Genomic DNA, 1,087 nt, shown 5'->3' on the forward strand with positions numbered 1-1,087 from the left:
GCTTTATTCCAATTTCCATTTTGAGCAGAAACTTTACTCATATGATTTGGATTGGTTGTTAAGTTGGAATTAATCCAACTTAAAACCTGCACCAATCGCCACTAAAGTGGCTATCATATTCGCCTTTCTTTCTCAAAATGTTTTCTCGGCATAAACGCTCTATTTAGGTTTGGCAAGCATTGGCTTTGCTAGCCACTTCATTCACTTACGTTCATTCAGTGCTGCAAACCCGCTTGTTGGGGGTAAACCCCCAAGCCCCTTTTTGCATAAGCAAAAAAGCTAGCCATATGGCTAGCTAAATTCGCTTATTATTTTTCACTCTATGTCTAACTGATTTAATATAATTATTCATAATAAAGGTTGAATTATCGCATAATAACGGAAACCAATCTTCATATCTATTTTCAATAGCATAATCTATTAAATCTTGCAGTTCATCAATTTCATTTTCTCTAACATAATCAATCATTTCTCTAATTAATTGGTATCTCTCTCCAGACGTAACAGAAAGATACGTCAGAGGGTCTGCTCCTGCATGTCCTATAATCCCACTCTTTTCATACTGAAACTTCTCAGGATTATCCATATGAGCAAAATAACGCACCATACCTTTAATATTTGTACATTTTTGTGGATTTGGTGAGTTTAATTGACCTGTAATCTCTAATATTTGTGTATAACTCTTTTTACTACTGAACATCAATAATACATGCCAATGTGCCTTTTTTATCTCTCCATCACTATTTACATCCTTATCATGCAAAGGACTTTCTATCCATGGTACATGATAACTATCTAAAATCTCCCTCCAGTTAGAAGGTGCAGACTCTGGATATACAAAAAATGTCCAATTTCGCGTTCTTGTGTCTTTCTTTTTAGCCATGATATAATTACCTCACTTAGTTAATTCTCTTAATTAAAATTCGTCGCCATGCCAGTGGCGACTTTTTTTATGCCTTTTTTTGTTCATTGATCCAAAGTGTAATCAAAGATGATTTACTTAAACCAGTTTCTTTTGACAAACGTTCCAACTTTTCAAAAACATCATTATTCAGAGTTATCATCACTCTCTTTTTTTCATCTTTTG

Annotated in this window: 2 protein-coding genes; both read right to left on the bottom strand. The window is 34.0% G+C overall.

The window, feature by feature from the left end:
* Positions 1-295 precede the first annotated feature (295 nt).
* Positions 296-883, bottom strand: coding sequence for a replication protein (locus tag D1B33_RS18250; protein ID WP_031925452.1), 588 nt, complete (start codon positions 881-883; stop codon positions 296-298).
* Positions 884-950: 67 nt separating this feature from the next.
* The gene (locus D1B33_RS18255) at positions 951-1,064 is read right to left on the bottom strand and encodes a transcriptional regulator (RefSeq protein ID WP_118877832.1); all 114 of its coding nucleotides are present in this window, start codon (positions 1,062-1,064) and stop codon (positions 951-953) included.
* Positions 1,065-1,087 lie beyond the last annotated feature (23 nt).

This window comes from Ureibacillus yapensis (genome assembly GCF_003515775.1).
GTDB lineage: Bacteria > Bacillota > Bacilli > Bacillales_A > Planococcaceae > Ureibacillus > Ureibacillus yapensis.